Origin of the sequence: Halorubrum sp. ASP1 (assembly GCF_005435135.1) — an archaeon.
Lineage (GTDB): Archaea > Halobacteriota > Halobacteria > Halobacteriales > Haloferacaceae > Halorubrum > Halorubrum tropicale.
Genome location: NZ_SGUA01000008.1, coordinates 98,031 through 121,139, shown reverse-complemented (window position 1 = coordinate 121,139; position 23,109 = coordinate 98,031). Strand labels below are relative to the sequence as shown.

At 58.9% G+C, this 23,109-nt stretch carries 25 protein-coding genes; 20 read left to right on the top strand and 5 right to left on the bottom strand.

All coding sequences use genetic code 11. From position 1 onward, the window contains the following. Positions 1 to 63 precede the first annotated feature (63 nt). The 7 genes from EXE48_RS12970 to EXE48_RS12940 all read left to right on the top strand — a co-directional run bounded on the left by EXE48_RS12970 (position 64) and on the right by EXE48_RS12940 (position 9,539). Positions 64 to 477 (top strand): response regulator transcription factor, encoded by a 414-nt coding sequence (locus EXE48_RS12970; protein ID WP_137711724.1) that lies wholly within the window; start codon positions 64 to 66, stop codon positions 475 to 477. A 53-nt stretch (positions 478 to 530) separates the two neighbouring features. Further along, a complete protein-coding gene (locus tag EXE48_RS12965) occupies positions 531 to 1,697 on the top strand; it encodes a poly-gamma-glutamate biosynthesis protein PgsC/CapC (protein ID WP_137711723.1) in 1,167 nt (388 codons plus the stop codon). Then, positions 1,694 to 3,334, top strand: a complete 1,641-nt coding sequence (locus EXE48_RS12960) for a Mur ligase family protein (protein ID WP_241991997.1) — start codon at positions 1,694 to 1,696, stop codon at positions 3,332 to 3,334. Before EXE48_RS12965 ends, EXE48_RS12960 begins: the two co-directional genes overlap by 4 nt. A 79-nt stretch (positions 3,335 to 3,413) precedes the next feature. Beyond that, positions 3,414 to 5,090: a transposase gene (locus EXE48_RS12955; RefSeq protein WP_394348055.1), complete on the top strand. Its 1,677-nt coding sequence runs from the start codon at positions 3,414 to 3,416 to the stop codon at positions 5,088 to 5,090. Positions 5,091 to 5,541: 451 nt separating this feature from the next. After that, positions 5,542 to 6,768, top strand: coding sequence for a site-specific integrase (locus EXE48_RS12950; protein WP_137711722.1), 1,227 nt, complete (start codon positions 5,542 to 5,544; stop codon positions 6,766 to 6,768). 68 nt (positions 6,769 to 6,836) lie between these two features. After that, entirely contained in the window at positions 6,837 to 7,265 is a 429-nt protein-coding gene (locus EXE48_RS12945; RefSeq protein ID WP_137711721.1) for a universal stress protein, read from the top strand. A 93-nt stretch (positions 7,266 to 7,358) separates the two neighbouring features. Next, positions 7,359 to 9,539, top strand: coding sequence for a heavy metal translocating P-type ATPase (locus EXE48_RS12940; RefSeq protein ID WP_137711775.1), 2,181 nt, complete (start codon positions 7,359 to 7,361; stop codon positions 9,537 to 9,539). A 28-nt stretch (positions 9,540 to 9,567) separates the two neighbouring features. Here the strand turns inward: EXE48_RS12940 and EXE48_RS12935 are convergent, their stop codons facing one another. The 3 genes from EXE48_RS12935 to EXE48_RS12925 all read right to left on the bottom strand — a co-directional run bounded on the left by EXE48_RS12935 (position 9,568) and on the right by EXE48_RS12925 (position 10,952). Further along, positions 9,568 to 9,789, bottom strand: a complete 222-nt coding sequence (locus tag EXE48_RS12935) for a hypothetical protein (protein WP_137711720.1) — start codon at positions 9,787 to 9,789, stop codon at positions 9,568 to 9,570. A gap of 126 nt (positions 9,790 to 9,915) precedes the next feature. Beyond that, positions 9,916 to 10,557, bottom strand: coding sequence for a hypothetical protein (locus EXE48_RS12930; protein WP_137711719.1), 642 nt, complete (start codon positions 10,555 to 10,557; stop codon positions 9,916 to 9,918). Positions 10,558 to 10,580: 23 nt separating this feature from the next. After that, positions 10,581 to 10,952 carry an SHOCT domain-containing protein gene (locus EXE48_RS12925; protein WP_137711718.1) on the bottom strand — a complete coding sequence of 124 codons (372 nt, stop codon included), beginning with the start codon at positions 10,950 to 10,952 and terminating at the stop codon, positions 10,581 to 10,583. A 181-nt stretch (positions 10,953 to 11,133) separates the two neighbouring features. Here EXE48_RS12925 and EXE48_RS12920 point away from each other — a divergent pair, with 181 nt between their 5' ends. The 10 genes from EXE48_RS12920 (at position 11,134) to EXE48_RS12875 (ending at position 19,795) form a co-directional block, all read left to right on the top strand. Continuing rightward, positions 11,134 to 12,528 (top strand): permease, encoded by a 1,395-nt coding sequence (locus tag EXE48_RS12920; RefSeq protein ID WP_137711717.1) that lies wholly within the window; start codon positions 11,134 to 11,136, stop codon positions 12,526 to 12,528. Between the two features lie 131 nt (positions 12,529 to 12,659). Next, a complete protein-coding gene (locus EXE48_RS12915) occupies positions 12,660 to 13,253 on the top strand; it encodes a helix-turn-helix transcriptional regulator (protein ID WP_115803979.1) in 594 nt (197 codons plus the stop codon). 123 nt (positions 13,254 to 13,376) lie between these two features. After that, entirely contained in the window at positions 13,377 to 14,792 is a 1,416-nt protein-coding gene (locus EXE48_RS12910) for a multicopper oxidase family protein (protein ID WP_115803913.1), read from the top strand. A gap of 229 nt (positions 14,793 to 15,021) precedes the next feature. Then, positions 15,022 to 15,318, top strand: coding sequence for a hypothetical protein (locus tag EXE48_RS12905; RefSeq protein ID WP_115803914.1), 297 nt, complete (start codon positions 15,022 to 15,024; stop codon positions 15,316 to 15,318). Positions 15,319 to 15,376: 58 nt separating this feature from the next. Beyond that, on the top strand, positions 15,377 to 15,733 hold the full coding sequence (locus tag EXE48_RS12900) for an SHOCT domain-containing protein (RefSeq protein WP_094529615.1): 357 nt from the start codon (positions 15,377 to 15,379) through the stop codon (positions 15,731 to 15,733). 95 nt (positions 15,734 to 15,828) lie between these two features. Beyond that, on the top strand, positions 15,829 to 16,245 hold the full coding sequence (locus EXE48_RS12895) for a DUF302 domain-containing protein (protein ID WP_115803915.1): 417 nt from the start codon (positions 15,829 to 15,831) through the stop codon (positions 16,243 to 16,245). 6 nt (positions 16,246 to 16,251) lie between these two features. After that, complete coding sequence (locus tag EXE48_RS12890; RefSeq protein WP_092565384.1) at positions 16,252 to 16,605, top strand: SHOCT domain-containing protein; 354 nt, start codon at positions 16,252 to 16,254, stop codon at positions 16,603 to 16,605. Between the two features lie 140 nt (positions 16,606 to 16,745). After that, positions 16,746 to 17,141: a hypothetical protein gene (locus EXE48_RS12885; RefSeq protein ID WP_092565386.1), complete on the top strand. Its 396-nt coding sequence runs from the start codon at positions 16,746 to 16,748 to the stop codon at positions 17,139 to 17,141. A gap of 146 nt (positions 17,142 to 17,287) precedes the next feature. Continuing rightward, the gene (locus tag EXE48_RS12880; RefSeq protein ID WP_092565388.1) at positions 17,288 to 17,485 is read left to right on the top strand and encodes a heavy-metal-associated domain-containing protein; all 198 of its coding nucleotides are present in this window, start codon (positions 17,288 to 17,290) and stop codon (positions 17,483 to 17,485) included. 147 nt (positions 17,486 to 17,632) lie between these two features. Beyond that, entirely contained in the window at positions 17,633 to 19,795 is a 2,163-nt protein-coding gene (locus tag EXE48_RS12875) for a heavy metal translocating P-type ATPase (protein WP_137711716.1), read from the top strand. Between the two features lie 320 nt (positions 19,796 to 20,115). Here the strand turns inward: EXE48_RS12875 and EXE48_RS12870 are convergent, their stop codons facing one another. Together EXE48_RS12870 and EXE48_RS12865 are read right to left on the bottom strand one after the other, a co-directional pair. Beyond that, positions 20,116 to 21,003 carry a DUF8172 family protein gene (locus tag EXE48_RS12870; protein WP_137711715.1) on the bottom strand — a complete coding sequence of 296 codons (888 nt, stop codon included), beginning with the start codon at positions 21,001 to 21,003 and terminating at the stop codon, positions 20,116 to 20,118. Positions 21,004 to 21,055: 52 nt separating this feature from the next. Beyond that, complete coding sequence (locus tag EXE48_RS12865) at positions 21,056 to 21,352, bottom strand: PadR family transcriptional regulator (protein WP_137711714.1); 297 nt, start codon at positions 21,350 to 21,352, stop codon at positions 21,056 to 21,058. Between the two features lie 134 nt (positions 21,353 to 21,486). Between EXE48_RS12865 and EXE48_RS12860 the strand changes: the two genes are divergently transcribed. The 3 genes from EXE48_RS12860 to xseB all read left to right on the top strand — a co-directional run bounded on the left by EXE48_RS12860 (position 21,487) and on the right by xseB (position 22,966). Next, the gene (locus EXE48_RS12860) at positions 21,487 to 21,654 is read left to right on the top strand and encodes a DNA-binding protein (RefSeq protein WP_004048632.1); all 168 of its coding nucleotides are present in this window, start codon (positions 21,487 to 21,489) and stop codon (positions 21,652 to 21,654) included. 74 nt (positions 21,655 to 21,728) lie between these two features. Further along, positions 21,729 to 22,781 carry an exodeoxyribonuclease VII large subunit gene (xseA, locus tag EXE48_RS12855; protein WP_137711713.1) on the top strand — a complete coding sequence of 351 codons (1,053 nt, stop codon included), beginning with the start codon at positions 21,729 to 21,731 and terminating at the stop codon, positions 22,779 to 22,781. Positions 22,782 to 22,783: 2 nt separating this feature from the next. After that, positions 22,784 to 22,966, top strand: coding sequence for an exodeoxyribonuclease VII small subunit (xseB, locus tag EXE48_RS12850; protein ID WP_137711712.1), 183 nt, complete (start codon positions 22,784 to 22,786; stop codon positions 22,964 to 22,966). Positions 22,967 to 23,109: the final 143 nt, after the last annotated feature.

Sequence of the window (23,109 nt, the reverse complement as noted above, 5' to 3'; positions counted from 1 at the left end):
ACACTCTCGTGGGCTATCGAGGTCGCTGACACTGAAAAGCGCAATAATCGAGGGAGTTGTGGTATGTCGGTCAATATAAGGAAACGGGACGGATACGCTGCTAGTATGCCTGCGGAAATTCTGGCTGCCGACGACGACGAAGACATCAGAGAGATGATCGATGTTAGTCTCAGTGAGGAGTTCTATGTGGAGACTGTAAAAGATGGTCTGGAGGCATGGGAGTACTTAGAAGAGTCCCCGGATTCATTACCGAAAGCGGTCATTCTCGACGTCATGATGCCAGAGATGGACGGGTTTTCGGTTCTGGACCATATCCGAGAGAACGACGGGATGCAGGACATTCAGGTTATTATTCTGACATCTCGGAGCCGGGAGGAGGACATCGTTCGAGCGCTCGAGGCAGGCGCGGACGATTTCCTGGCGAAGCCCTTCAATAAATCCGAACTGTACGGACGTGTACAGCAAACTCTCCAGTAAGCGACCGTACAGAATTGAAACAGTAAAGGTGCATTAGCTGGTAGATAGTCACAATGTGGGTGGCCACACTAGTCGCCGTTATCGGTCTCTTGAGCGTCGGGGCCATCACTCAGTTCACCGGGTATCGTATGGGAGGGTCAATCACCATTCCCGTTCTTGCCGTGTACTCTTTGAAGAACTTCGTCATGCTCCCCGTTTTTGTGTTGAGCGCGGCAGCCGCGTACGTCGGCCTGTGGGTCCTCCGTCGTCGAACATTGATATTTGGTCGTGACGAGCTCATCGCAGCGATGGTCATCGGCACAGCCGTTCCAGTAGTCACGCTCTTTTTCATCCTGCAATTAGGACTTGAGGTGGGAGTGGTTGCGTTTCTGGGAAGTATTCTCCCTGGACTCGCAGCGTACAATTACCATCGAATCAAGCCGGAGTATCGCCGAAACGACCTCTTGGCGAGTATCGGGTTGTTCGTTACCCTCACTGCGCTCGGTTGGGTACTGGTTTCCAATGGATATGCGCGTGAATTTGGTGCGCTGACGCCCCCAGTCCTCTTCTCTTCGACGGCAGACGTCGCTATCTACAAAGGTGTTGCAGTGCCCATCGACCCCGAATCTGTCATCCTCCCTCGAAAGATTGTGGCCGGACTGTTCGCTGGTGGGCTGGTTCTATCTGAACGGCTCCGGGGCCGGTTCGGTGTTCGGGTCGGAATCATTGGTGCGGTCCTCCTCGCGATTTACGCGCTAGCGAGCTATTGGCTCGTAATCCTGTACGTCCTTTTGCTTGCGCTATCGTTCGGTTTCATCCAGTTGTCGAACTACCTCACACTCCGGTACGGACGAGTGCTTCTCGGAGTGACTGTCGCAGTCGCGATCTTCGCCGCAGTATCGCTGACGTTTGTCGTACCAATTGAGCGAGGGCTGTCGGCGTTCTTTACTGCGATTTTGGCAGGTGTTGGGGCGTACAACGCGCATGCGTCGGCACCATTCGAGCGCCGCCTCGTCGTCCCGCTTCAGATCGTGGTCTTTGTCCCCGCTTTGATCGTCGCTCGACTGTTCAGTGCTCCCCAACCTCGTGGGTTTCCACAAGAGCTGACGTTGCCTGTCCTGGGGATTGCAGCGGTTCTCTGGGTGGCTGCCCTGGGTGTCGCGTACTGGTATACTGTGTCACCCCCGGGTGAAGATGAGGTTCTCTCTGCGTCGGTTCTCTCTGAAGGGGGTGAAACATGAGTCGGACTGCCTTCGAGATCTACGGCCGTGGGTTCGGCTGGTCGTGGCGTCTTAGGGGCCCAGCGGAGGTACTAGCAACCGGCAGCCGCCACTACGACACATCCCGAGCAGCACGCGATGCAATTGACATTGTTCGCGCCGCTGTTGCAGAACTATCGGGGAACGAAGAGTCCTTCCCAGACACCGATGTCGACGCGCCCGACATAATCGTCGAACAAGAGGCCACACCGTCAGGAGAGCTTCCGGAGGAACGAAACAACTGGGTCTGGCGGCTCCAAACTACAAACGGGGTACTGGGACATAGTGCCGATCGCTTCCCGACGGAAATGGCAGCACAGTCCGCGGCGGACCAGTTCCTCGACTATGCGGCGGGGGCGCTGCCGATGTTCTTGGTTGGGGCAGAGTACGAGTGGAAGACTGGCCCGAAGCCAATCGAAGTCGGCTCGTCGAGTTTAACAGGGCTGGTTAGTGAAGCAACGAGAGGTATTCGACATCGTAAGGTCCTCGATCAGATCGATACCCAGATTGTCGTCTCGGGGACTCGCGGTAAATCCTCAACCACCCAACGGCTCGACGACGTCTTCAACCGCCGAGGGTACGACACGCTCACGAAGATCACCGGCAACCATCCACTACTGATCCACAACGGCGAGGTCCATCCTATCGAACGACGGGGGCCTCGAACGACGCTCTACGAGAATATCAGTCTCATCGCTGAGTTCGTCCCCGAACTCGATGCGTACGAGCCGGACGACGTCGCTATCTTCGAGAATCAGGGTATCACAGAATACACGACCCGGCTGTTCAACCAGCGTCTGACCGATCCGGACATCATCGTGTTAACAAACGTCCGTCAGGACCACACAGATACCCTTGGAAAGACCAGGACAGACCTTGCACGTTCGTTTGCGCGGTCGGTCCCAGCGGGAACACACGTTGTGAGCGGCGAGCAACACCCGGTGTTGCACGAATATATGCAAAAAGAGATCGAACGCCGCGGAGGGACTATCGAGCAGGTTGATATTCCCGACGAACACGAAGGGCTAATCGGTTCTGAAACGATCCACGCAGTCAATGCGGTGTTAGATGTTGTTGGCGAACCGCCACTTCCAGCCGAGGAGATCGAATCGTTCCTCAGTGCGATCCAACCAACGTGGATAGAACTTGAAGACGGACTCATCTTCAACGCTGCCGAGGTGAACGATGTCGAAAGTACTGAGATGGTTCGACGGGTGCTCGTCGATGACGAATGTATCACCCCGTTCGTGTACCTCCGAAGAGACCGGCGGGGGCGTACAGCGTCATTTGCTCAATATATCGAGTTGCTATTCGAGCGAGAGTTAATCGATGAAGCTCACATCGGTGGGGCTAACACACGCGCATTCGCCGAAAACGTCGATGTTCCAACCAAGTGCCACAGTCAAAATGCGGACCCGGAGCAGGTTCTAACTGAACTGTTCACCGATGGCCGACCGGTCATCCTCATGGGTAACACGGTGGACGAGTTTATGCGTGAGATGCAGGCGTCGATTGAACAACGAGTGAAAGAGAAAAGACAGGCTGCCTCGGCAAGCGAAGCTGTTGACATTTCTGAACAGGGGAGCGCGGAAGCGACTAAACCAAAAGATCACGAATAAAACGTCAGCTTCTGTAAGAAGCGGGCCTTTTCGTTAGATGTAGACGTGTTCTTGAGGGGGCCAGAACGATTGTCCGGTAGTGCCCATTACTATTGAATCTCGGAGAACCGTCTTTCGACAAATTGCACGACTGTCGTACGCTGAGTGGCCAGCGTACGATTCGACACCGTTGTACGACCGCACCTCACTTACCGGATTAGAGTCGGATGTCCGGATCGTCTCAGGAGCTTGGTTCACGCACCATGAGCACATCTCTGTTGAGCAGTTCGTCTCCGAACTTCCGCTGGCCTACTTCCAATTCGAGGCCCACGACTGCTACGAGGATCCGACACACTACGAGATGGACACCCTGTTTCGCGTGTTCGTTCTGAAAGAACTTCACGGATGGGAGCACGAAACAGCACTCTACGAGTACCTCGAAAGTCATCCGGAACTTTGCGAGCGGCTTGGGCTGGAGACAGTGCCTGACCAATCGACACTCTGGCGCAGTTGGCACACACGCTTCACTGATGAGTTTCGCGAGACGGTCCAGAAAGCGGCTCGAACGATCCTCATCAAAGCGCAGAACGCCGACGTCACCGTCCCCCGCGAACCGGAGCAGATCCTCCCGGCTCGTGGCGATGACGTGGACGAATCGGTTCCAGACGATCGAGCCATTCTAGACAACGCCGATAGAGTCACCAAGCACGTCAGCCGTGTCGTCTTTCCCGCGTTCTCTCTGGACCGTGGAGAGGGCTGTGAGATCCACGAGAACGCCTACTGGGGCCTGCAGACATATCTCGGCCTTCGCGAGCGGCTGGCTGCAAACGAAGGTGCTCGTAGTTTCCTCTACGAGTCGACTCGGGATCGGACACCGCTGGGGCACGCTCATCGGGAGCAGATTCGAGACCTCTCGATTGAAGAGATCCGAGCGATGTACCAGCAGGCCACCACTCGGCTCCTAAACGAAGTTGCGGAGACAGAGCAGTTCTTTCGAGCCGGAGTCGTCGCCATCGACATTACCGAAGCCGACCCTTTCACCGGTGACAGGACGGGCTACGAAGACGAAATCATCGGAACGAAAGAGAAGAGTGACCAATACGCCTACCAGTGGGCGACAGTACAGCTGGTCGGCAATGCCGTCCCAATCGTGCTGGACGCGCGCCCCGTCCGAAAGGGGGAGACACGACTGGAAATCGTCGAAGACTTGCTCGATTCGGCTGAGGACCTCGTTCACGTCGATAACGTGCTGATGGATCGGGAGTTCGATAGCCAGCACGTCCTGGAGATGATCAGCCAGCGAGGCCTCTCCTACGTCGTTCCGAAGCGGATGCAGACTAGCGAGAAAGCCCAGGCCAAGCGATTGCTCCAGCGTGACCGGGACCGATACGAGACCGACCGGAAGCTCCACCTCGGGAAGAACGAGTGGCACGAGACGACGCTCATCTATCGTCGAAAAGAAGACTCAGAGCACGACGACCATCGACAATATTCGGTGTTTATGACGAATTGCGGGAGTGGTCACCTCACGGAGTACGGGTATCGGTGGGAGATCGAGAGCGGCTATAGATCTATAAAGCGGTTCATGGCGGCGACGACGTCGAAGGATTTCGGGCTACGGTTCTTCTACTTCGCATTCGCCTGCCTGTTGTACTCGATCTGGCGGGCTGTCGATCTGCTCGTGCAGGTTGAGTTGACTGGTGAGTACGAACATTCACCGATCGTAACAGCCGACAACACGCTGACGCTGCTGAAGAAGGAGACTGGAATCGGATAGAGAGACACTCAGTCTAGGTTAGCGCGCCGTCTGAGTGGCTACACTGTTGGAAGTCGCGAAAATTCGCCCATACAATTGGAAGTGTGATAGGAATGACCGCTTGGGGAGTGATTTGAGGTGGTCTGCGTTGACAGAACCGGCCAAATTCACGCATCACAGCCCCGCTAAACCAGGTATAGTCTCAACTTCCAAAGGTCCGGAATTTTGTATAGCGATATACGATATACATTTTTCTGTAGTGCGGGATTCCGGCGCTAAGAGACTCCAGACCCTCGAATTCTTCCGATTGGTCGAATACAGCAAGTGGTCCTGATTATGCTCGTAATCACGACCACTTTGAAGTACCCCGCCGCCGTCGGTGAAGCACGAATGCTGCAACCGCCTCACGACGGCGCTTCCCCCGGGGTAGAGGCACCGAGACCGGGCCCGCAGGACGGTGGAGGGCCGGTGGATGCCTGAGCGAGCGCTTTCGACGCCGCTCGACGACAGCTTCGAGCGCTACCTCCAGGACAAGGGGAAAGGCCGCGGTGGCGAGGGCGGGAACTACCGACGGAACGCAGCCCGCGAACTCGAGCGGTTCGCCGAGTGGGCCGCCGGCGACCGCGGCGCCGACGACTGGACCGGGATCGTCCCCGACGACGTCGACCGCGAGCCGACCTTCAACGATCTCGACGAACGCGTGTTCCGGGAGTACGCCCGACATCTCGGTGGAGATCGGGGACTCAAGCAGAACACAGTACAAACCTATTACCGCTATATCTCTGCGTGGTGTGGCTGGTGCGTCAACGAGGGATATCTCGGAGCGCATTACGCGCAGCGGGCGAGTGCGATGGCGCCGCTGCCGGAGGACGACGGCCGCAAGCCCGGCGACCAGCAGGCCTGGACGTCGGAACAGCGCCACGCCCTCACCCGCCACGTCGACGAACGGGCCCGCGACGCCGTCGAGGCGTACACGACACTCCCGGAGGGGACTGACCCCCTCGACAAGCAGCGAGCGCACTATGCGGCGCTGAAGGCGGCTCGTGACCGGGCTCTGGTGTTCGTCCTCGCGTACACCGCCGTCCGTGTTGGGGAACTTCTCCGGGATCCGAACGACCCGCGGCGACGTGGCGTCCGCTGGGAGGACCTCTCGCTTGACGAGGGGAGTATGGACGTCTACCGGAAGAAACAGCAATGGGACGCCGCGAGTCTCCCCGACCCGGTGATCTCGCCGCTGCGGAGCTACCGCCAGCTGATGGACCCACCGACGGGGCGCTGGCCGGTGTTTCCCACGTTCGACCAGCGGACGCTCGCAGGGCTTGTCCAGGATGAGCTCGCCAACCGAGGGGAACATACGGAGGCAATCGCCGAACGCCGTGAGGAGTACGCTCGCGACCTCCTCCTGGCGCTCGATGAGGATATTCGGCCGCCCTCGATTACGACGGACGGCACACGATCGATTCTCCAACGGCTCTCAGAAGCTGCAGAGATAGACATCGACCATCCGAAACACGATTACCTCGCTCCGCACGGCGGTCGCCGAGGGATGGGAGAGGTGCTTGTCCGGGCGTTCGGGTACACGGTGGCGGCCCGGTATCTCGATAACTCAGAGGAGATGGTTCGGGAGCGATATTCGCACATCGAGGCCGGAGAACTCGGTGACGTTGCAACAGAGGCGCTCTCAGAAATTGATGGGTAATTGACGGTACTCCCAGGTGCCGAGTTTTCGGCACTACACTCTTCTCAACATCTCTCGAACTCTATCGTATGCCTGACAACGTTCTCGTCGCCTTGGACGGCTCCCCGCTTGCCGAGCGTGCACTCATGTACGCACTCGAGACCTTTCCGAACGCCACGATTACCACCATTTACGTCATCAACCCGATCGATTCGGTAATCGATATAGAGGCCGGTGGCTTGCCAGTCGCAGAGGACTGGTACGATACCGCCCAAGAGCGGGCGACCGCGATTCACACGACTGCGACGGATCTCGCGGCGGACCACGATATTGTGCTCGATACTGTCACTGAAGTCGGGAAACCAGCGCGTGAGATTCTCGACTACGCTGCCGACAACGGCATCGACCAGATCGTTATGGGGAGCCACGGTCGGTCAGGCCTAGACCGGACGTTCCTCGGAAGTGTTGCCGAGACAGTCACTCGCCGAGCACAGATCCCGGTAACCATCATTGGATGAAACCCTCGACTCGTGTGCCGGGATTAGGACCGGATGAATGCTCGTGGGCCCACCTCAAACGTGAAATCAAACCAACTCATAGGTACCGAGAACGTGGCTGTTACTGAATCTCCATCTCTCTCGACGTGTACGATCCATATTGAACGACGAGGTGGTCGTGGCGACGCGGGAGCACGGGCACTTGAACGACATCTCAGGCGTCTCTCCGGCGTCCACGATGTTGACGTCTCGTTTCGAACAGGGGACGCCCGTATCACCTACGACGGGGGCGTCATCTCAGAAGAAACGATTCGAGACGCTGTCCGCGACCGCCACGTGTCGATTCAGGACGAATCTGAGACAGCAACGGATGACGTGAGTACCCGCTCGGAACTCAGGCAGGAGGTCGTGTTCGTCGGCTTGACCCTCCTCGGGATGGCGGTCGGCCTCGTGACGGGGTGGCTCGACGGACCACCGCTTCTCATGTGGGCCGGGTACAGCGTCGCATACGTCTTCGGTGGGTGGTATGGGCTCAAAGGCGCGATCGAGACGCTCCGCCACCGTGCGGTCGACATCGACCTCCTGATGATCGTTGCTGCCCTCGGTGCCCTCTCGATTGGCGCCCCGTTCGAGGGCGCGATGCTCCTCTTCCTGTTTTCGCTCTCGAATACGCTCCAGCACTACGCGATCGGCCGCTCACGCCGAGCGATCAAGTCCCTCGTCGAGATGCGACCGGACGAAGCGCAGGTGCTACACGACGGGGAGGAGGTCACCGTGCCCATCGACGAAGTCGCCGTGGGCGACGTGTTCGTCGTCCGCCCGGGTGACCGCATCCCGCTCGACGGCGTCGTCACGTCCGGCGAGGGGACGGTCGATCAGGCGTCGCTCACCGGTGAGTCCGTCCCCGTGCCGAAGGAACCCGGTGACGAGGTGTTCGGGGGGACGATCAACGAGAGCGGCAGCCTCGAAATCGAGGTCACGCGGCAGGCCCACGAGTCGGCGATCAGCCGTCTCATCCATATGGTCGAGCGTGCTCAGAGCGAGAAGGCGCCTACACAGCGGCTCATCGACCGCCTCGAGCAGCCGTACGTCCTCGGCGTGTTCGGACTCACAATCGCGGCGATCGCCATCCCGCTCGCGCTCGGAAGCGAGTTCACCAGCACGTTCTACCGCGCGATGACGCTCATGGTCGCTGCGTCGCCGTGTGCGGTCATCATTTCCACGCCGGCGGCGGTGCTGTCGGCGATCGCCTCCGGCGGCCGGCAGGGCGTCTTGTTCAAGGGCGGCGAACACGTCGAGGCGGCGGCGAACATCGACGCGGTCGCATTCGACAAAACGGGCACCCTCACGCGGGGCGAGACACAGCTGACGGACGTGTTCGTCCGGGATGGCCTCGCGGACGAGTCACTGACGCCCGACGAGCTGCTCTCGCTCGTAGCCTCCGTCCAGGCCCGCTCGGAGCACCACCTCGCTCGTGCGACCGTCTCGGAAGCCGAAGCCCGCGCCCTCGACGTCCCCGACGCGCGACGGTTTCAGTCGGAGGCCGGGAAAGGCGTGCGCGCCGACGTCGACGACGGAACCATCCACATCGGGAATCGGAGTTACGTCGAGACGGTTCTCGAAGACGCTGCGATCGAGGGACTCGAACCCGGTCTCGACAGGCTTCGGACCCTGGAGGCGGAGGGGAAGACCAGTGTCCTTGTCGCCCGCGAGCACGCTGGCAACGCCACGGTACTGGGATGGCTTGCGTTCACCGACACGGTCCGGTCGGGGGCTGCAGAGATGATCGAGGATCTCCGGTCGCTCGGTGTGGAGCACATCGTTATGCTGACCGGCGACAACGAACGTGTCGCCCAGCAGATCGCCGACGAAGTCGGTATCGACGAGGTACAGGCGGAACTGCTGCCGGAAGAGAAGGTGGCTACCATCGAGGATCTGGTTGAGCGATACGAGAACGTCGCGATGGTGGGTGACGGGGTGAACGACGCACCGGCACTGGCGACGGCGACGCTCGGGATCGCGATGGGTGGCGCCGGGACCGACGTTGCCCTCGAAACGGCTGACGTCGTCTTGATGGGCGACGACATTGGGAAGATCCCCTACGTGCTCGGACTCGGTCGCAGGACGCGCCGGACGTTGACGGTCAATCTCACAATCGCCTTCGGTGCGATCGCCCTGATGGTTGGGACGATTCTGTTGCGAGGCATCCCCCTGCCGCTGGCCGTGGTCGGCCACGAGGGGTCCACCGTCCTCGTTTCACTGAACGGGCTTCGGTTACTCGGATTCCGTGAATAACGGTCGCTGAAGGCTTCGAACGGACCGATCAGCAACAGCTGGTGTCGTCGGGAGTCCACTCACACGCATTGCCGGTAGTAAGATTGTGTTCGTCGATATATGCGGAGAGACAGGCGTAGTTACAGAAGTACTTGGGCGAGCCACAGTCATCATCGCAGTCGCGGACGCAGATGGGGTCGTGGTCGAAGATTTGGGATTCACAGTACGCACACGTCTCGTCTGTTTCGGGTGTTGAGACGGTCGTCGACATACTCGTGTCGAGGTGGCTCTCACGGATAACGTTTCCTCGGGCTGTACTGAGTGATGCCAATCACCAGTCCGCATTATCACCCACAGATGTCCCACGCAGAGCTGTAAAGCCACCCGTCACAGTTCCTCAACTCCTAGTTCGCGTCACCCGTCGATACCCTTCGTACAGGGCCGGTAATCCGAGCGGAAGTGCGAGGAACCCGAACCCGAGAAGGGCATATCGGTCTGTATCCTGGTGTCGCACGACGAGGAGCGTTGCGACGATGCCGAATAGCGCAATTGTGTATGCCGTGTTGCTCCAGAGCACGTCGTAGGTCGAACAGTACAGCCAGCAAACGAACGTGTAGGCTGGGGCGTTCCAAGTCGGAGGATGGAGTTTCGGCCAGAAGAACCGGCAGTACGTGGTCCAGCCCAGCATCGCCAGGGTCGGCAACCCGACGAGCCACACCGCTGCTCCACGGCTCCTGTCGCCGTATCGCCGGTATCCGGCGAGGAAGAGTGCGGGGAAGCAGAAAACCCACAGCCAGATGCCGATAGTGTAGGTCACTGGCCAGTGCTCGATGCGGGGCTGTGTAATCGGTAATCGTAGAGACTCGGGCAGCGTCGCCCACGGGAACGAGGGGTCGGGAACGGGATTCGTGAGGAACGCGACCAGACAGAGTCCCGTCCCGACGAGGAGTCCATACAGTCCCAGCGTCGTGTATCGGTCAAGCCACGCTGGAAGATGCGGACGCGTCGAATGCTGACGACTGTCGACGATTCCGGTCATCGTTCAAGTTTCGCGGGTGGAAATCAGGTATCTCGTTCGAGTGCTTCGCGTCGCTGTTCGTATTCCTCGTCGGTCAGCTTTCCGCGGGCGTAGGCGACCCGGAGCTCCTCGAGGGCTTGGTCTGAGCTACTCTCACTTCCCGTAATCGCACGGTAGATGAGGTAGCCACCGCCGAGGAGGGCAGCGAGGAACAGTAACTGCATCACGATGCCGACGATGAACATCCAGCCAGGCATCGTCCCGTCACCCCACATGTGACCGCCCCACATCCCGCCCATCATTGGGCCGAACCCCATCATCCCGAAGCCCATGAAGAACAGTGGGACGATGAATACGGCGCCGATGATAACGAGGAGGAGCGTAACAAGTCGCGTGTCGTCTGAATTTGTCGGCATATTGTAATCCCTCCGTGAGTTTGGGTCTCAAGTAATACTACGTCCTAACTATTCAATGCGGTTGTGCCTTCGACCTGCGTGTTCTACCCACCGCTAATCTTTTGAATTCATACTTACCGCGGCTCTAACCCGAACTATCTGAAGGAAAACTGCAAAAGATGATCCGCACGATGATACATCTATGCAGGTGACGATGGTCGAGGGCATCTTCGAAGCCCTCCGAATCGGTGTCGGGTTCCTCTGGACGGCGGCGTGGGCGATCATTATGGGTCTCACGATCACGAGTCTCGTCCAGGTCTACGTCTCCAAGGAGCGAATGGCACAGGTGCTGGGCGACGGTGATCTGAGTGGGCTCACCAAGGCGACCGCGTTCGGCGCGGCGAGCAGCGGCTGCAGTTTCGGCGCTGTCGCTATCGGGAAGGGCCTGTTCAAGAAGGGAGCGCACGCGGTCAACTTTCTCGCGTTCATGTTCGCGTCGACGAATCTCATCGTCGAACTCGGGCTGATGATTCTGATTCTGCTCGGCTGGGAGTTCCTCCTGGCGGAACTGCTGGGCGGCCTCATCCTCATCGCCGTGATGGCGGTGATCGTCCACCTCACGCTCCCCGAGAATCTCTTCGACCAGGTCCGGGAGACGCTCAACGAGCGCGACCGTGAGGCGGGCGTCACCGAAGACCCCACCTGCGGGATGGAAGGCAAAGACGAGTACACGCTCACGACCGACGGTGGGGAGACGCTCAAATTCTGCTCGGAGGGCTGTATGGAGACCTACCGCCAGGAGACGTCGAGTCGCGGCGGGTGGCGTGACGAGTTGCTGTCGTGGGGTGGCTGGTACAAAATCGGGAATCAGTACCGCAAGGAGTGGTCGATGATCTGGAAGGACATCGTCGCTGGCTTCCTCATCTCGGGGTTCGTCATCGTCTTCGTCCCCCAGTGGGTGTGGAACACGCTGTTCATTCAGGGCGACGGCCTGCTCGTGACCGCCGAGAACGCAATTATGGGTGTCACCATAGCCGTCCTCAGTTTCGTTGGCAGTATGGGCAACGTCCCGTTCGCCGTCGCGCTGTGGGGCGGTGGCGTCAGCTTCGCCGGGATCATCGCGTTCGTCTACGCCGACCTCATCACGATCCCCGTGCTGAACGTCTACCGGAAGTACTACGGCTGGAAGATCATGCTGTACATCCTCGGCGTCTTTTTCGTGACGATGGCGTTCACCGGCTTCCTCATGGAGCTGCTGTTCGACGCGCTGGGAATCGTTCCGGATCTGGCGGGCGGCGAGACGGCGACCGAGCAGACGTACTTCAAACTCAACTACACGTTCTATCTCAACCTCATCGCGTTCGCGCTCTCCGGGTTCCTGCTGTATGTTTATCGTCGCGGTCTCGGTGCGCCCGGCCAGTACCGCGACCCTGTCTGTGGGATGCGGACTGACGATAGCGAGCCATCGGCGACGCACGACGGCGAGACGTACTACTTCTGCTCGCAGACCTGTAAGGAGACATTCGAAAAGGACCCAGATGAATTCGTCCATCAACACCCAGAGGCGGGAACGTCTCAGGATCATGACCACCATTGAACATCGATTGGGGATATCGAATTTGCGGGGCTGCCAGCCCCGTGATTGCGTTGGCCAATCAAAACTGGTACAGCAATGTCTCACGAACTCACACATATGAGCAAGTGTCTCGGAGGATCGAGGTGGAGAAGATGAATCGACGGCGAGCCGATACCGTAGCCGGTGCGTTGGTCGCTGCCGTCCTCATCGTCGGTGGTGTGCTCACCTGGCAAGCGTACCAGCAACAGCAGGCCTTCGAGCAGATGGGCTCGATGATGGGTACGTCGATGGGCGCGGTTCACGGAACGAACCCACTCTTGTACGTTCTCGGAACGCTTCTTGTCTCGGCTGTCGTTGGTGGGGGCTATCTCGTGGTTCGAGACGAGTTCACTAGCACAGAGGGAACCGATCGATCACAGACTGGCATGGCGAATCAAACCGATTCGGAGAGTATCGAATCGCAGGATGGGCCCGTTCAATCAGAGGGAAAGATCAATCCGGAGTCCCAGCCACAGGCGCGCGTATTGGACCTCTTGCCGGATGATGAACGCCGAATTCTCGAACCGGTCCTCTCGTCGCCCGGTATCACACAGATCGAACTCCGGGATCGCTCGAACTTCTCGAAAAGCAAGGTCAGTCAGACGGTGAGTGCCCTCGAGAAGCGCGGCTTACTGTACCGCGAGCGACAAGGGCGAACGTATCGCATCTATCCGAGCGACGACTTACAACAGAAACAGGCGAACTAGCGGGGGATTCTCGGGAATCCGTGACTGTTCACCGTATCGCCGCGACTAAACTCGGAACGAGGATGTTCGTATGAATGTCTCTCATCGCGAGGCCTTTACTCGCTGACCGCGAAAACAAAGGCAATGACCTCCTCGGGACTTTCTCGCCGTAAAATCCTCCAGTTATCGGGGATCTCGACTCTCGGAGCGCTTGCGGGGTGTGCCAGTCCGCTACCGGGCACCGACGATGGTGGCGGTCGTGCGGTGACTCCCCGTCCGACTGTCACGGCTGACCCAGATACATCGGTCAGCCTCACTGCGACATCTGGGACCATTCGACCAGCTTCGGATACGTCGACGACTACGTGGCTATACGATGGACAGTATCCGGGCCCAGAGTTGCGCGTGCAGGAAGGTGACGTGCTCAGCGTAGAACTGGCTAATGACCTGCAGGAGGAGACGACGATTCACTGGCACGGGATTCCTGTTGCGAATCCGGTCGACGGTGTCCCGAACGTGACGCAAGAGCCGGTTGCCTCCGGTGATACATTCACATACAAGTTCCGTGCCGAACCCGCTGGAACGTATTTTTACCACAGCCACGTCGGACTCCAACTCGATCGTGGCTTACTCGGCCCCCTGATCGTTGAAGAACGAGACCCACACGTTGAGTACGACCGCGAGTATGTCGTCGTGCTTGACGATTACCTCTCTAGAGAACCCCGTCTTCCGTCGGACGGTGGGATGGGTGGCGGTGGAATGGGTGGAATGATGGGAGACGTTCGACCACCATACGAAGGGCTTTTGATCAACGGTAAACTGCCCGAGAACCCCCCGACGTTCGACGTAACGGAGGGCGATCGGGTTCGCTTTCGGTTCGTGAATGCCTCCAGCGCGACAGTCTTTGGTGTGCGAATCGCTGGACACGAAATGTCGGTGACCCACGCCGATGGCCAGCCCGTCGAACCAGTCGGGGCCGACTCGTTCGTCTTTGGTGCTGGTGAACGGTACGATGTCGTCGTGGAAGCGACGAATCCGGGGCGATGGTTCGTTCAGGCGAACGCGCTCGACGGGAACGAACCACCGGCCAGAGCCGTCGTCGAGTACGAATCCACAGACGGTTCGATCACTCCACAGCCTCCATCATCTTCGAGTAACAGATTGCAATACGGTGACCTGCGAGCACGCTCCTCGCTCGAAGGTGTGAGTGGAGATCCAGACCGGACGTTCGACCTGACGCTCTCACGCGGTAGAAACCAGTCCTACACGTGGACGATAGACGGACAAGCCTATCCGGATGCCGACCCGCTTCAGATTCGGCCTGGGGAACACGTCCGAATTCGGATGACCAATCAGAGCCCGGTCGTCCATCCGATGCACCTTCACGGCCACTTCTTCCAGGTCGGCAACGCGATCAAAGATACGGTTATCGTCCCGGGACATCGAGGACAGGTGACGCTGGACTTCCACGCGGATAACCCCGGTCGGTGGTTGTTCCACTGTCACAATCTGTACCACCTCGATGCGGGGATGGCGCGTGTTGTGGAATACGTCGAATGAGTGGGTTGAGACTCGATTTCTGGTTGATCAATCTGTCGTGCGAATGGTCTTGGTCCTGTCCCGGACGAAGCGTTGAGTGCCATCCTTGCGAATTCGAGCCGGATGAACGCTCTTGTTCCTGAAACACGATTAAAACGCTGTATACACGTTCTCGAACGTTCTCCTGCGTGAGTTCACGTCCATTGTCATAACCCTTGAGCGGTCCTACGAGTAACCGAGGAGAAAGACAATGACCAACTTCAAACTCGGTCGGTGGCTGATCGTGGCGCTCGCGCTCGTCGGACTCGTGTTCGCCTCCCCCGTGGTCAGCGCACACGGTACCGACACGACAGCTGACGACGCGCCCACGGACAACGCTACCGCTGATGACTGGGCTGCTTGGATGGAGGCACAGATGACCGAGCACATGGGCCCTGGTAGCGTCGAGTGGATGGAGACGCACATGGGTGTGACCGTCGACGAGATGGGCCAAGACATGGCTGACAACGACTACAACGGCGGGATGTACGGGCAGGGCCACTGCTGACGGCCTCTGACCGTTTCGATTGCTTCAAACGACAACCACGGTTCACCAACTCAGGATAATGACGCAACTTACCACTCATCTCGGACGCACTGCTCGCCGCCTCGCGATCCTCGCCATCCCGCTGCTGGTCGCGGCGACTGGAACGGCTGCCGCCCACGGCGGCGGGAGCTATGGCGGCGGGATGATGGGCGGAAGCGGCTGGGGCCTCTTCGGCGGAGCGATGGGGCTCTGGGGACTCCTCTGGATGGGACTCCTCATCGCCGTTCCGCTCTACCTCGTCTATGCGCTCCTCAACCGAGGATCCGGTGGGAACGATGAGCAGTCGTTGTCGGTTCTCCGCGAGCGGTACGCCCGTGGCGAGATCGACGACGATGAATTCGAACGGCGGCGAAAACAGCTCGAACGTACCGGATGATCGGAACGGCTGCTGTTCCAGCCGAAACACTGCCCTCCCCAACGATTGCTGTTGGGCACCCAACGGTTAACCCCGCGGACGGGGTATGATATTCCATGGAATACACAATACAGACCACAGTCACTGGCGAATTCGACGACGTCGTTGATGCAACGAACGCTGCACTCACGGACGAGGGATTCGGTGTCCTCTGTGATATCGACATTCAGGCGACACTCAAGGAGAAGCTTGGCGAAGAGTTCCGTCAGTATCGCATCCTCGGTGCGTGTAACCCTCCGCTAGCATACGAAGGGTTAACCGAGGAAATCGAGCTTGGTGCGCTCTTGCCCTGTAACGTCATCGTCTATGAGACTGATGACGGCGACATCGTGGTGAGTGCGGTCGATCCGGAGCAGTTGGTCGGGATTGCTGATAACGACGCGCTTGATTCCATCGCAACCGAGGTCACCGAGCGATTTGATCGTGTACTGGCAGCTGTTAGAGACGAGTTCGACCCCGCGTCGGAGGCCTGATCGTCGATGGCTTCATCGAATCAACTGGACACAACGACGATACTGCTACTGATCCTCGGAGCGTTCATCCTCCTTCCGTTGCTCATGATGGGGATGGGCTTCGGCGGGATGATGGGATACGGGGGAATGATGGGCCAGTACGGTAGTACCGGCGGCTGGTGGCCCGTTATCGGAATGCTTGTTCCACTCGTCTTCCTCGTTGCGCTTCTTGGCGGGGGCTATCTCCTCTTCAGACGGGTAAGCAAAACACAAACCTCTGACAACCCCGCGATGGAAGAATTACGTCTGGCGTACGCCCGTGGCGATCTCACGGACGAAGAGTTCGAATCCCGCCGAAACAAACTCGAACAATCAGAGTGACCGTCCGCTAAGGTACACACGCAGTTACTCCTTTCTGCATCTCGTTCTCGGTTCGAAGCTGGTACTGTTCGGACTTCCCTCGTTCTCGATAGTGTCGGACCACAGCGAGAATTATATCCGTATCGATCGTACCATACCGTATGATTCGAACACTCGTGGGTGTCCTCGGCGCTATCTCAGCACTGTTCCCGGACAAGATCGTCGGGATCTTCGAGAAACTCGCGATTGCGAACCCAAGTGAGGGAACTGTGAGAGAGTGGGTCCGTCCAGCTATCCGGTCGGAGGGCGTTCTGATAGCTGCGATTTCCCTCCGTAACGGGCGAGCATACGCGTGGCTGATGAATCTTACCGGCCTGTTCGGCGCGATCGTCCTCCTGTTTCCCGATCTGTATCGGAGATTTGCCACCGCGTTCCTGTACGAGCGTCCGGAGTCGATAGAATGGAATGAGCGATTCAATTCGGCCGTTCGGGCTATCGGCACACTATATGTCTTTTTAGCAGCGAAGACGTACAGGGAGCGCCACAACGAGACCTGAATCTTCCCGCCATCGACGGCTGGCGAATCTGTGGTTTGGTTCGTTGCGCCCGCAGGTGTTACTTGGATTCTAAAGTTTGACTCCCAAGAGACCAGTATGATCGAAGGGGAAATCCGCTAAAGAGAGGGGACCGTATATATCCCTGTATGACGACGACCATCACCGTGGAAGGAATGTCGTGCGGTCACTGTGAGGAGACGATCGAAGAGGCCCTTGAAGAAGTCTCTGGCGTGACTTCCGTGACCGTCGACAGGGAAAGCGAACAGGCAAGTGTCGAGGGTGAGGCAGAGGTCACGGCCCTTGTGGAGGCTGTCGAAGGCGCAGGGTACACCGCTCACGCCTGAGTATAGGAATTAGCGGATAGCACGGACCGCTTCGAGACGACGGTCTATAGTTGTCTTTGGAGTTTGCCTACGATGGTCCTGCTGTACGGTTTCAGGGGGCGAAGATTCAGGAAGCCAGCGAATCCACCTCTAAAGAGCATATGACCTATGGACGACCACAAAGATACAACTGAGAATTCCCCGGGAGGAGAAGACCAGCAGGACACCAGCAGTCACCAGCACGAACACGCCGGCCACGAAGGCGAAGGACACGGCCACAGTTCCCACGAGGGACACGGTGAGGGACATGGCGGGATGCACGAAGGCCACGAGCAAATGTTCCGGCGGCGCTTCTTCGTTTCGACACTCCTGTCGATTCCCGTCCTCCTGTACAGCGAAATGCTCCAAGAGTGGCTCGGGTTCTCCGTCCCCACGTTCCCGGGGAGCGAGTGGATCAACCCCATCTTCGCGGTCATTGTCTTCGCCTACGGTGGGATTCCGTTCCTCCAGATGGCGGTCCCGGAACTGAAAGACCGGGCACCGGGGATGATGACGCTCATCTCGATGGCCATCTCGGTCGCGTTCATCTACAGTCTCGCGAGCGTGGTCTTCCCCACGCAGTCGGCGTTCTTCTGGGAGCTCGTCACGCTGATCGACATCATGCTGCTGGGGCACTGGATCGAGATGCGGTCGGTGCGGCGGGCTTCGAGCGCCGTCGACGAGTTGGCGAAACTGATGCCGGACACGGCGGAACGACTCACCGATGACGGCGAGACCGAAGAGGTCCCTGTCAGTGAACTCTCCGAGGGCGACCTCGTGCTCGTCCGGCCGGGCGCGAGCGTGCCCGCCGACGGCGTCGTCGAGGAGGGCGATTCGGACGTCAACGAGTCGATGATCACGGGTGAGTCCAAGCCCGTCTCGAAGGATCCCGGCGACGAGGTCATCGGTGGGACGATCAACGGTGACGGCAGTCTCCGTGTCCGTGTCGGTGCGACGGGCGAGGAGACGACCCTTGCTGGCATCATGCGGCTCGTCGAGGAAGCTCAGCAGAGCAAGTCCAAGACGCAGGTGCTGGCCGACCGCGCGGCGGGCTGGCTGTTCTACGTCGCGCTCGGGGCGGCAGTCGTGACCGCAATCGCGTGGACGGTAGCGGTGTCGTTCGATGCGACCGTCATCGAGCGCGTCGTCACGGTGCTCGTCATCGCCTGCCCACACGCCCTTGGACTCGCCATCCCCCTCGTCGTCGCAATCAACACCTCCCTGGCGGCGCGCAACGGGATGCTCGTCCGCGACCGCATCGCGATGGAGGACGCACGGAAGCTGGACGCCATCATCTTCGACAAGACGGGGACGCTCACCGAAGGCGAGCACGGCGTCGTGGATATGGTGACCGTCGAGGGCGTCGACGAGGACGACGCCCTCGCACTGGCGGCCGCCGTCGAGAGCGACTCCGAACACATGATCGCGCGAGCCATCCGCGAGGCAGCTGACGAGCGTGATCTCAGTGCCCCTGATGCTTCCAGCTTCGAGGCAATCAAAGGCCGAGGGGTTCGCGCGAACGTCGACGGCAACGAGGTGTACGTCGGCGGTCCGAATCTGCTCTCACAGCTCGATAGCGAGGTTCCGGGCCACCTCCAGCGGTTTGCTGACGATGCGGGAGAGAACGCCCAGACGGTGGTGTATCTCGTTCGTGACGGAGAGCTGATCGCCGCCTTTGCGATGGCCGACGTGATCCGCGAGGAGAGTTTCCGCGTCGTCGACGCGCTCCACGATCTAGGCATCGAGGTGGCGATGTTGACTGGGGACTCTCAGGATGTCGCCAAAGCTGTCGCCGACGAACTGGGCATCGACACGGTGTTCGCGGAGGTCCTCCCCGAGGACAAGGACGAGAAAGTCCAGGAACTCCAAGACCAGGGGAAGCTCGTGGGGATGGTCGGCGACGGTGTGAACGACGCGCCGGCGCTGACGCGGGCCGACGTCGGTATCGCGATCGGGAGCGGCACCGACGTCGCCGTCCAGTCGGCCGATGTCATCCTCGTCCAGAACAACCCGATGGACGTCGTTCGGCTCGTGAAACTCAGTAAGGCGAGCTACCGGAAGATGCAGGAGAACATCGTCTGGGCGGCCGGCTACAACGTGTTCGCAATTCCGCTCGCAGCAGGCGTCTTGGCACCGATCGGGATTCTGCTCTCCCCCGCTGTGGGTGCGCTCCTGATGTCGTTGAGCACGGTCATCGTCGCCATCAACGCACAGCTGCTCCGCCGCGTGGACCTGTCCATCCCCGAGCTTCCAAGCGGGACACCAGCGACTGACGCACAACCTGCAGACTGAAACGCTCCCGATCGCTTCGGAGCTTCTTTCAATTGAATTCGGTTGCTGGACAGCAGATGGCGACCTGCGTAATTTCGGTGGGTATCGCAATGCGGTCACCGGTTCCACAGTTTTCCCGAAGGGTGTATAGTTCGGTATACACAAACGCTTCCTCTGATGGGCGACACTGCTGCGTCAGCACTAGGTTTATACCGTTAGACGGACTTTATTCCGATATGAGCCTCGAAGAGACGGTTGACTACCTCGCCGAGGAACTCGACCTCGAGCGAAGTGAACACGTCCGTGAGGTTGGTCAGTCGGTCGCCGAGCTTCGCGACTGATCAAAACATTTCTCTGAAGTCTCGTTCGACCAGTCCGTTCTCCAGATACGTGATGAACTCTTGTTTCGTTGGTCCTTGACGGTCAAGTAGATCGTCCCGTCCTGCTCGTTCGAGAACTGCCTGCGCGAAGTCCGTACAGTGAGATTCGTGCTGCCCAGCATACTCTGTGAGGGCTTCTCGCCAGTGCATATCCAGCTCGAACTCGGCTAATCGGATTTGGATCCCGTCTTTCCGTTCGACGAGGTCGACGTCCAGCTCTTCGAGTTGCTTGAAACGGAGGTTGTTCCGGCGGACCGTGATGAGCCGCTTGGAATCGACGATATAGGGATCGACCCACTCTCGCCAGGAATCGTCGTCGACGTGCGTTCGTGGCATCTCAAAATCTGGGTCCACACTCTCAATACAGAACTGCAGCATCGCGATGCCAGTTCGATGATTCGCATTCGGGAGGGAATGTCGGAGGATCAAATTCGACATCACCTCTCCAGCGACGGTCGGAAGCGGTGCTCCCCAGGAGACGTGATCGAGTGCCTGCTGGATCTTTTGCGGTTCGAACTCCTTGTAGAGCCGGAACTCATCCTCATCTCGAACATCGACCGCGGCTTCGAGCAACTCTACTAATCGGAATGCGACAACCTGCCCAGCACGGGGGAGGTCACGAATACGGTCGCTCAGCCATTCCTGATCGAAGTCGATGTCTTGGGCAGATTCGATCTCTGAATCGCCTTCGTAGAGCACATAGACCGGTGTTTCAAAGGGGTACCCGATGAGCTTTGTCGACTCGTCGGATTGCTCTCGCTGAGACAGTATTTCTGCCACCGATGCCGAGCTAAATTTGAGGGAGAAATTCTCGGCCTGTGGGTGGTGATAGAAGACGAGCCGAGCCATCTTACTGTGGATTCGTGGGAGTGGGTAAAGCAGTCCCGCTTTTATAATGATTCTACGACGTAGTGGGTGCGTTCACGTCTTCTAAATACTGACTTTCCCACTCACGTCGCGCCTCGATTTCCCGCAATCCGCGCTGCGTGACCGTGTACACGTTCGTCCGCTTGTCGAGTTCGCCCTTCTCCAGCAGTCCTTTGTTGACGAAATCGTCGAGATTCGGATAGAGGCGGCCATGATTGATCTCCTGCCCGTAATAGTCGTCGAGTTCGTCCTTTACTGCGAGCCCGTGTGGTTCCTCGAGCCCGGTGGTTACGTACAAGATATCCCGCTGGAACCCAGTTAGATCGTGCATCTGCCTGTTCCCTATTTTTGAGGGGTGGCATATGTTCTCTCTGGTACTCAGAGGCGAATTCGGCGGGACTGGTCAGGAAGACCACGTGAGAACTTCGAACCTTTATATGGTGGACAAGAGAAGTCCGCGATGGAATGTCTGACCTAATCGTCAAAGCAGCCGTGAAGGACGCACTTTCGGACCACAACGTCTCGGCAGATTTCTACGACGCCCTCAACGAAGAGGTCGCCGAACTGCTCGACGACGCCGCAGAGCGTGCCGAGGCCAACGACCGGAAGACGGTCCAGCCCCGCGACCTGTAGGCCTGCGTAACGCAGCCCACCCGGCACTCGAACGTAGCTTTTTGAGGTTCCTGTTCAGAAGTTAGGAAACGGAGATGGCGGACGCACCGGATACCGAACGGCAGGCGGTCGAACCCGATGCGAGAGAGGTCCTTAGCGTGTCCCAGCTGAACGACCGGATCGCGTCGGTCGTCCAGGACGCGCCTGCCCTCAACGGCGTCCGCTGTATCGGGGAGGTCACTGACCTCCACAAGAACAGTACGGCACTCTACTTTACGCTCACCGACGGCGACGCCGAGCTCCCCTGTATGATCTGGGCGAACCGTTACCGGGAGATGAATGTCGACCTCGAGGACGGCACCGAGGTAATCCTCGAAGGAGATATCGACTACTGGGTCGAGGGTGGGAAAATCGACCTCAAACCGTGGGAGGTGATCGTCGTCGGCGACGGCGACCAGGCGGCTGCCGTCGAGCGACTGCGAAGCGAACTCGAAGAGCGTGGCTGGTTCGACGACGAGCAGAAACAGCAACCGCCGGCGTTCCCGGAGCGGGTCGGCGTCGTCACGTCCCTTCGAGGAGACGCCCGGTACGACATCCAGAACGCGATTCACGGACAGGACCCCACCGTCGACATCCTGGTGAAGGACGCAACCGTCCAGGGGTCGAACGCGCCGACGTCCATCGCGAACGGCATTCACCATCTCGACCGCTCGGAGGACGTCGACGCCATCATCGTCGGCCGCGGCGGTGGGAGTGATTCGAACCTCCAAGCCTTCAACACTGAACGGGTCGCGGAGGCGATCTTTACCGCCAATACCTCGGTGGTCACCGCGATTGGACACACCGATGACCGACTCATCGCGGATCAGGTGGCGGACGTTGCGACGATCACGCCGACCGCCGCCGGCGAGTATATCGTGAACTCCCGTCAAGAGTTCCTTGCGAGTGAGATCGAGCCGCTGGAGCAACAGCTCGACGCCGCGTACGAGACCTTCCAGCAGGACCACGAACACGAACAGGAGCTCGCCGAAGCAGTCGATGAAGCGACCGCACCCGAGGGCCTCCCACCGATTTACTACAAGGTCGCGATCGCTGTGCTGCTGTTGCTGTTGCTGGTCATCACCGGGCTTTGGCTGGGGGTGATCTAACCGTGGCAAATGACTCCGAAATCCACGATCGACTGAGTCGCGTCGAGGAGATCATTGACCAGCTCGACGCGGACGAATGCGACCTCGATGAAGGTACAGCCCTCCACGAGGAGGGCCAGGAACTTCTGGCCGAGGTTCGAGAGCTCCTCGACGAGGGAAGCGGGGAGGTTGTAGAGCTCGAGTAAGCGAGATAATCCACATTCTTAACCAACAGGCTCTCACCATCCTCAACAAGTGTTGGTTAAGTTTTTCCTACGAGGTCAACAAGTGATTTGGTTATAATTTACTCGGCAAATTTACAGCAGTTGATAGCCAGAAAGCATTTAGG